A 7,249-nucleotide genomic window follows, 5' to 3' on the forward strand; every position below is an offset into this window, starting at 1 on the left:
CGGTAATCAAAATAATTGATTACCTCCTACTCGATTTTTAGAAGAAGAGTATTTACTGGTTTTTTATGCGGAGTAGGTATTATAGGAATTTTGTGTGAAATGGTTAAATATGTACTATAAATTCTAAGAATATTATAATTAAAATAATGTATTAGTTTATGGAAATAAGAATATGAATTATATTGAGTAAGAAATAGGAGGCTTATGTATAATGATAAATTTTGCCCATAGAGGAGCAAGTTCTGATTATCCAGAAAATACATTGCTTGCTTTTGAAGAAGGAATAAAGTGTGGAGCATCAGGAATTGAACTTGATGTTCATAAAACAAAGGATAATAAGATAGTTGTTATTCATGATGAAGAGGTTGAGAGAACCTTTAAAGGAAAAGGGTTGGTAAAGGATTTTACTTTAAGGGAGCTTAAAGAACTTCAAACTAGAAGAGCTTTGTTTGAAGGAGTGCAAGGAACAGGGATTCCAACTTTAGAAGAAGTATTAAACTTAATAAGGAATAGTGATGTGATTTTAAATATCGAATTAAAGACAGATATGATACATTATGCAGGAATTGAACAAGATGTAATAAATATGATTGAAGATTATGAAATGAAAGAAAGAGTAATTATCTCAAGCTTTAATCCAGACTCTATAAAGTTATGTAAGCAAATAGATGGAGAAATTAAAACAGGATTATTATATTATGAGCCTATAGAAAATATAGTTAAAGTTGCTAAGGAGTTAAAGGCTGATGCAATTCATCCAGATTTAAGACTGGTTTCAGCAGAGTTAATAAAGGAAGTCCATGCCAATAATTTAAAGATTAATGTATATACAGTTGATTTACCTCTATATATGAGGCTACTTATTGCAGCTAAGGTAGATGGGATTATTACTAATTATCCAGCGTTGTTAGATGAAATTATGCAAGAAGAACTTAAATGATAAGATTACAAAAATAGTTGATTTTAGGTAAAATGTATGATATTCTCAATTAGGTAAATTTAATAAGACAGTTCGTGACCCTCCTGTCTATAAACAAAACTAGGAAGTGAAGATTATATTCTAAAACAATAGGGCATTTTTATGCCCTTTTTTTATGCTTTGGAGGTGATTTTCATGGAAAATAATATAAAAATTAATTCAACAAAAAGGTTAACATTATCAGCATTAGTAATTGCTCTTTATGTAGTTATAATGTTTTGTACACAATCTTTTGCTTTTGGGCAATTTCAAATAAGGATTGCCACAACAATATATTCTTTATCATACATCTTCCCTTTTCTAGTTTTACCATTAGGTATTGCAAATATAATATCTAACACAATAATGGGAGGTTTAGGAGTCTTAGATATGCTAGGTGGAGGATTAGTTGGAATAACAACATCATTCCTTATTGTTCTCATAAGAAAGTATAAGCTAAATATAAATTTAGCAGCAATTCCAATAATATTTGTGCCGGGACTAGGGGTAGCTACTTGGTTATCATATTTATTAGGAATACCTTATAAAGCTATGGCATTTAGCTTATGTGTAGGACAAGTTATACCAGGTATATTAGGAGTAATTATAATAAAAATACTTAGCAGTAAGATTAAGGAGATTTAATTTATGAAGGAAATAACTTTACTTGGAAATCAAAATACTAAATATGAATATGATTATAATCCTAAAATATTAGAAAGATTTGAAAATAAACATCCAGATAATGATTATTTTGTAAAGTTTAATTGTCCAGAGTTTACAAGCCTTTGTCCAATAACTGGTCAACCAGATTTTGCAACTATCTACATATCATACGTACCTGATAAATACATGGTTGAAAGTAAATCATTAAAGTTATATTTATTTACCTTTAGAAATCATGGTGATTTCCATGAGGATTGTATGAATATAATAATGAAGGATTTAATAAAGCTTATGGAACCTAAGTATATAGAGGTATGGGGAAAGTTTACACCAAGAGGTGGAATTTCCATAGATCCATATTGCAACTATGGAAAGTCAGGAACAAGGTGGGAAGAGGTTGCTTTTAACAGATTAGCAAATCATGATTTATATCCTGAAAAAATAGATAATAGATAAATTTTATGTGCTATATTAATAAAAATTAATATGGCACTATTATTTTTATGTAAAATATGGATATAATTTATTGAGAGGTGACTTATATATGAATAAAGTTTTTATTATTGAAGATGATGTAAAGATAAATGAACAGTTAGGTAGCTTTTTAAAAAGATATGGTTATGAAGTAGCTACTTCCTTTGACTTTGAAAATATAGTGGACATAGCTTTGGAAGAAAACCCAAAAATAATACTATTAGATATAAATCTACCTGTTTTTGATGGATATTATATATGCAAGGAAATAAGAAAGCAGTCCAATGTACCTATCATAGTTGTAACTAGCAGGGATACTGAAATGGATGAGCTTATAAGCATGAATCTTGGAGCCGATGATTTTATTACTAAGCCATACAATACAGCCATTTTATTGGCAAGAATAGAATCAATCATAAGAAGAGTTTATGGAAATAATAGTATGGAGATATATGAATATAATGGATTAAGATATAACCTTTCCACCAGTGAAATGGAATATGAAGGTAATAAAAGTGACCTTACTAAAAATGAAAGTAGGATTCTTTACACTTTAATAAAGAATAAAGGAAAAATAGTTTCTCGTAGTGAACTTATGAAGTATTTATGGCAAAATGATGAGTTTGTAGATGATAATACTTTAACAGTTAATATAAATAGGCTAAGAAAAAAGATGGAGGAAATTGGAGCCAATAATATGCTTACAACTAAGAGAGGACAAGGTTATATATTAGTATGAAATTAATTGAATATATTAAAGAAAAATTTGTTTTTATGGTTATTAATATTGTAATGACTCTTTCAGGTGTTGTTATTTTAAAAGCATTAAAAGTAGATACATATGCAATAGTATTTATCAGCATATTAAATCTTATAGGAGTATTTAGCTGTTATATTTATGATTATTTTAATAGGAAAAAATATTATGATAATTTATTTAAGAATTTAGATGGGCTAGATAAAAAATATTTTATAGCAGAAATATTAGAGTCAGGAGATTTTATTGAGAGTAATATTATTTATTCTGTACTGGAGGAATGTACTAAATCCATGAAGGATGAAGTAGCAGATTTAAAAAGGAATATTAATGATTATAAAGAGTATATTGAAACATGGGTACATGAAATAAAGACACCTATAGCATCTGCTAGGCTTATTTTAGAAAATGATGAAGGATATATTAATAAAAGTGTCTTGGAGGAAATTGAAAAAGTAGAAGGTTTTATAGAACAAGTATTATTTTATGCTAGAAGCAGTACAGTAGAGAGGGATTATATAATCAAGAAAATACCATTAAAAAATAGTATAAATTCAGTTATAAGAAAAAATGCAAACATACTTATTGAAAAAAGAGTTAAGATTCAACTAGAAGATATAGAAAAAAAGGTCTATTGCGATAGCAAATGGATTGAATTTATTTTGCAACAAATAATTTCTAATTCAGTGAAATATATGGATAAGGATGAAAAGTATATAAAGATTAGGTGTTTAGAAAAAGATAAGAATATTATTTTAAAAATTTTAGATAATGGTATTGGAATAAGTGAAAAGTCAATAGAAAAAGTATTTGAAAAAGGCTATACTGGGGAAAATGGTAGAAAATATAATAACTCAACAGGTATGGGCTTATATTTATGTAAGAAATTATGTTTAAAACTAGGTTTAGGCATAAGTATTAAATCAAAGTTAGGAGTAGGAACAGAAGTAACAATAGTATTTCCTATTAATAACTATAATTTAGCGGAAGATTAATATTAATTATAAACTCTGGAGATTTATTCAGTCACTCATAATTCATAAGATTGTTGGTAATCTATGAGCTTATGTTACAAAAGTGTAAGGTTATTGTTACATAGTTCTATGGATACCATGATGAATTAACGATATTATATGAGTATAGTAAATACTGGAGGTTAGAGAAATGAGTAATGAAATATTAAGGGTAAGTAATATTGAAAAATACTATGGTAAGAATGGCAATATTACTAAAGCAATTAATAATATAAGCTTTACTGTGAATAAAGGAGAGTTTGTAGGTATTATGGGAGCATCAGGCAGTGGAAAAACAACGCTCCTTAACTGCATTTCAACTATAGATAAAGCTAGTAGTGGTCATATATATATAAATAATAATGATATAACAAAACTTTCGTCAAAAAAAATAGCAAAGTTTAGAAGAGAAGAGTTAGGATTTATTTTTCAAGATTTTAATCTTTTAGATACATTAACAGCTTATGAAAATATAGCATTAGCTTTAACTATATGTAAGATTAATTATGGAGAAATTAATAAGAGAATAACAAATATTGCAGATAAATTAAATATTAAAGATATTTTAAATAAATATCCATATGAAATGTCAGGTGGACAAAAGCAGAGAGTTGCAGCTGCAAGAGCAATAATAACTAATCCATCACTTATATTAGCAGATGAACCTACAGGAGCATTAGATTCAAAATCAGCAAAGGTATTATTAGAAAGTATGGAAAAGTTAAACAAGGATTTAAATGCAACAATTATGATGGTAACTCATGATGCTTTTACTGCTAGTTATGCTGACAGGATACTGTTTATTAAAGATGGAAAGATATTTAATGAACTTATAAAAGGTAATGATAGCAGAAACAAGTTCTTTGATAGGATCATAGATGTAATTACACTTCTAGGAGGAGATGTAAGAGATGTATGCTAAACTTGCAATAAGAAATATAAAAAGAAGTTTTAAGGATTATTCAATTTACTTTTTAACATTAGTATTTGGGGTAGCGATATTTTACACATTTAACTCCATAGAATCACAAACAATTATGATGAACTTAAGTGAGGCTGAAAAAAGTGCCTTCGAAATGGTCAATGTAGTTATGAGCGTAGCATCGGTATTTATTTCTGCTATCTTAGGATTCTTAATTATTTATGCCAGCAATTATTTAATAAAAAGAAGAAAAAAAGAATTTGGAATATATATGACTTTAGGGATGGAAAAAGGAACTCTTTCAAAAATATTATTTATTGAAACATTATGTATAGGTATTCTCTCTTTAATTGTAGGCTTAGTGGTAGGAACATTGTTATCGCAAGGGTTATCAATATTTACAGCCAAGTTATTCCAAGTGGATATTGTAAGATTTAAATTTGTTTTTTCAAAAAGTGCATTTATAAAAACATTGGTATGTTTTGCAATAATATACTTGATAGTTTTATTATTTAATTCTAATGTTATTAGAAAAGTTAAATTAATTGATTTGTTAAATGCTGCAAAGAAAAATCAAGATATCAAAGTAAGAAATCTTTGGCTATCAGTTGTTATCTTTATAATAAGTATTACTTTATTAGGTGGAGCATATTATTATGTGTTAAAAATGGGTGTTGCCATTATTACATCATCATTATTTATCATCGTAGCTATGGGAGCCTTAGGAACATTTTTATTTTTCTTTGCTCTTTCAGGTTTTTTATTAAAAGTAATGCAAAGTAATAAAAATAAATATTTTAAAAATTTAAATATGTTTATCTTAAGACAAATTAACAGCAAGATAAATACAACCTTTATTTCCATGACTTTTATATGCTTAATGCTTTTTGTTTCTATATGCACATTATCAGGTGGCCTTGGAATAAATAAATCAATAAACCAAGGTTTGAAATATTTAAGTCAATTTGATGCTAGTTTTTGGAATTATCAAGGGTTAGATATAAAAGAAGAACTTATGAATAAAGGAATAGATTTAGATAGTATTGCCAACAGTTATTCAGAGTATAAGTTATATGATAATGATTATAGTTATAGAGATTTTCTTACTGAAGAGGCTATAAATAAAACTAAAAAGTATTATCCTGTATTTTCAAATGAAAACATACCAGTAATGAAGGTTTCAGAGTTTAACAGTGTTATGGAAATGATAGGAAAAGAACAAGTTAAATTAGCAGATGATAAATATATGGTATGTAGCGATGTAAAAGATTTTAAAAAGTATATAATGGAAGCTACTAAAAACAATACTGAAATAGTTGTAAACGGAGAAAAATTATTACCAGCACAAATAGAGTCTATAGAAGTGACTACTTATAATCAAATGATAGAAAATAATTTATGTACTTTTATAGTTAATGATGAAGTTTTAAATGGAGTGGAACCATATAATTCATATTTAAATATTAATTATAAAAATAGTGAAGGTGATGAATATTTAGCTAGCAAATTTAGAGAAAATAATATTGATGACTCTGTATATGTATATTATCTTACAAAGAAAGATTTATTAGCTAATTCAGCTGGATTTGGCACAATGATTTCTTATCTTGCTATTTATATTGGAAGTGTCTTTTTAATAGCATCAGCAGCAGTATTAGCATTACAGCAGTTATCAGAAGCAGCAGATAATATAGACAGATATGCATTACTTAGAAAAATTGGTGTAGATGAAGAGATGATTAATAGATCTATTTTAGTACAAATAGCAATTTATTTTATGATTCCTGTATCACTTGCTATAGTACATTCAATTGTAGGATTAAAGATTTCTTCAGATATAGTTTCTGTTTTTGGTGATGGATATATAATGAATTATATTATAGTAACAATGATTATAATGATTATAATATATGGTGGATATTTTATTGCAGCATATAATGGAGCTAAGAAAATGTTAAAATATTGCTAAAAAGAGAACTTATTAAATTAAAAATCATAAAATATTTATATAGCAATATTATAGGATGAGACATGAATAATTACGATTATTATAATTTTGATAGTAACTGCAATAGCGGTAGTACTTTGGATAGCATAATAAATGGTTTGCCTTTGGATGACTTAGCTGATGCTTTACTAAGTAATGCCAATAATCCCAATAATCAATTTACCTATTGTGATTTTTTTAATATATTACTTTGTTATGGATCGCAATTTATAAATTTAATTTATGTACTACTATTCTTATATTGGTGGAGTAATCAAAGTATTTACTGTTTCTTAATGAATCAGAACTGCCAGTTGACAAATGGTATAAATAATATGTTGCAAGAATGTTTGGAAAATTGCTGTAGATAATAAGAAATAGCTAACTAGCTATTTCTTATTTTTTTAACGCTTAGGAAAGTATAAAATTTTTTAGTATAGGGAATACTAATAAATTATCAATTTCTTATATA

At 26.9% G+C, this 7,249-nt stretch carries 7 protein-coding genes; all 7 read left to right on the top strand.

Features of this window, described 5'->3' with window-relative positions:
- The first annotated feature begins 211 nt into the window (after positions 1-211).
- The gene (locus tag Q5O44_RS10655) at positions 212-940 is read left to right on the top strand and encodes a glycerophosphodiester phosphodiesterase (protein WP_022168408.1); all 729 of its coding nucleotides are present in this window, start codon (positions 212-214) and stop codon (positions 938-940) included.
- Positions 941-1,114: 174 nt separating this feature from the next.
- The gene (locus Q5O44_RS10660; RefSeq protein WP_022168409.1) at positions 1,115-1,603 is read left to right on the top strand and encodes a QueT transporter family protein; all 489 of its coding nucleotides are present in this window, start codon (positions 1,115-1,117) and stop codon (positions 1,601-1,603) included.
- A gap of 3 nt (positions 1,604-1,606) precedes the next feature.
- The gene (gene queF, locus Q5O44_RS10665) at positions 1,607-2,080 is read left to right on the top strand and encodes a preQ(1) synthase (protein ID WP_022168410.1); all 474 of its coding nucleotides are present in this window, start codon (positions 1,607-1,609) and stop codon (positions 2,078-2,080) included.
- 88 nt (positions 2,081-2,168) lie between these two features.
- On the top strand, positions 2,169-2,837 hold the full coding sequence (locus Q5O44_RS10670; RefSeq protein ID WP_022168411.1) for a response regulator transcription factor: 669 nt from the start codon (positions 2,169-2,171) through the stop codon (positions 2,835-2,837).
- Positions 2,834-3,850 carry a HAMP domain-containing sensor histidine kinase gene (locus Q5O44_RS10675; protein ID WP_022168412.1) on the top strand — a complete coding sequence of 339 codons (1,017 nt, stop codon included), beginning with the start codon at positions 2,834-2,836 and terminating at the stop codon, positions 3,848-3,850. Before Q5O44_RS10670 ends, Q5O44_RS10675 begins: the two co-directional genes overlap by 4 nt.
- Positions 3,851-4,019: 169 nt before the next feature.
- Entirely contained in the window at positions 4,020-4,790 is a 771-nt protein-coding gene (locus Q5O44_RS10680; RefSeq protein ID WP_022168413.1) for an ABC transporter ATP-binding protein, read from the top strand.
- Complete coding sequence (locus Q5O44_RS10685; protein WP_022168414.1) at positions 4,780-6,759, top strand: ABC transporter permease; 1,980 nt, start codon at positions 4,780-4,782, stop codon at positions 6,757-6,759. The genes Q5O44_RS10680 and Q5O44_RS10685 overlap by 11 nt, the downstream gene beginning before the upstream one ends.
- The last annotated feature ends 490 nt before the right edge of the window (positions 6,760-7,249 follow it).

It is taken from the genome of Clostridium sp. CAG:221 (genome assembly GCA_000435835.1).
GTDB lineage: Bacteria > Bacillota > Clostridia > Clostridiales > Clostridiaceae > Clostridium.

Bases quoted from the DNA above. Each gene is read 5' to 3' on its own strand.
- Q5O44_RS10655 (WP_022168408.1), top strand. From the start codon at position 212: ATGATAAATTTTGCCCATAGAGGAGCAAGTTCTGATTATCCAGAAAAT.
- Q5O44_RS10660 (WP_022168409.1), top strand. From the start codon at position 1,115: ATGGAAAATAATATAAAAATTAATTCAACAAAAAGGTTAACATTATCA.
- queF (WP_022168410.1), top strand. From the start codon at position 1,607: ATGAAGGAAATAACTTTACTTGGAAATCAAAATACTAAATATGAATAT.
- Q5O44_RS10670 (WP_022168411.1), top strand. From the start codon at position 2,169: ATGAATAAAGTTTTTATTATTGAAGATGATGTAAAGATAAATGAACAG.
- Q5O44_RS10675 (WP_022168412.1), top strand. From the start codon at position 2,834: ATGAAATTAATTGAATATATTAAAGAAAAATTTGTTTTTATGGTTATT.
- Q5O44_RS10680 (WP_022168413.1), top strand. From the start codon at position 4,020: ATGAGTAATGAAATATTAAGGGTAAGTAATATTGAAAAATACTATGGT.
- Q5O44_RS10685 (WP_022168414.1), top strand. From the start codon at position 4,780: ATGTATGCTAAACTTGCAATAAGAAATATAAAAAGAAGTTTTAAGGAT.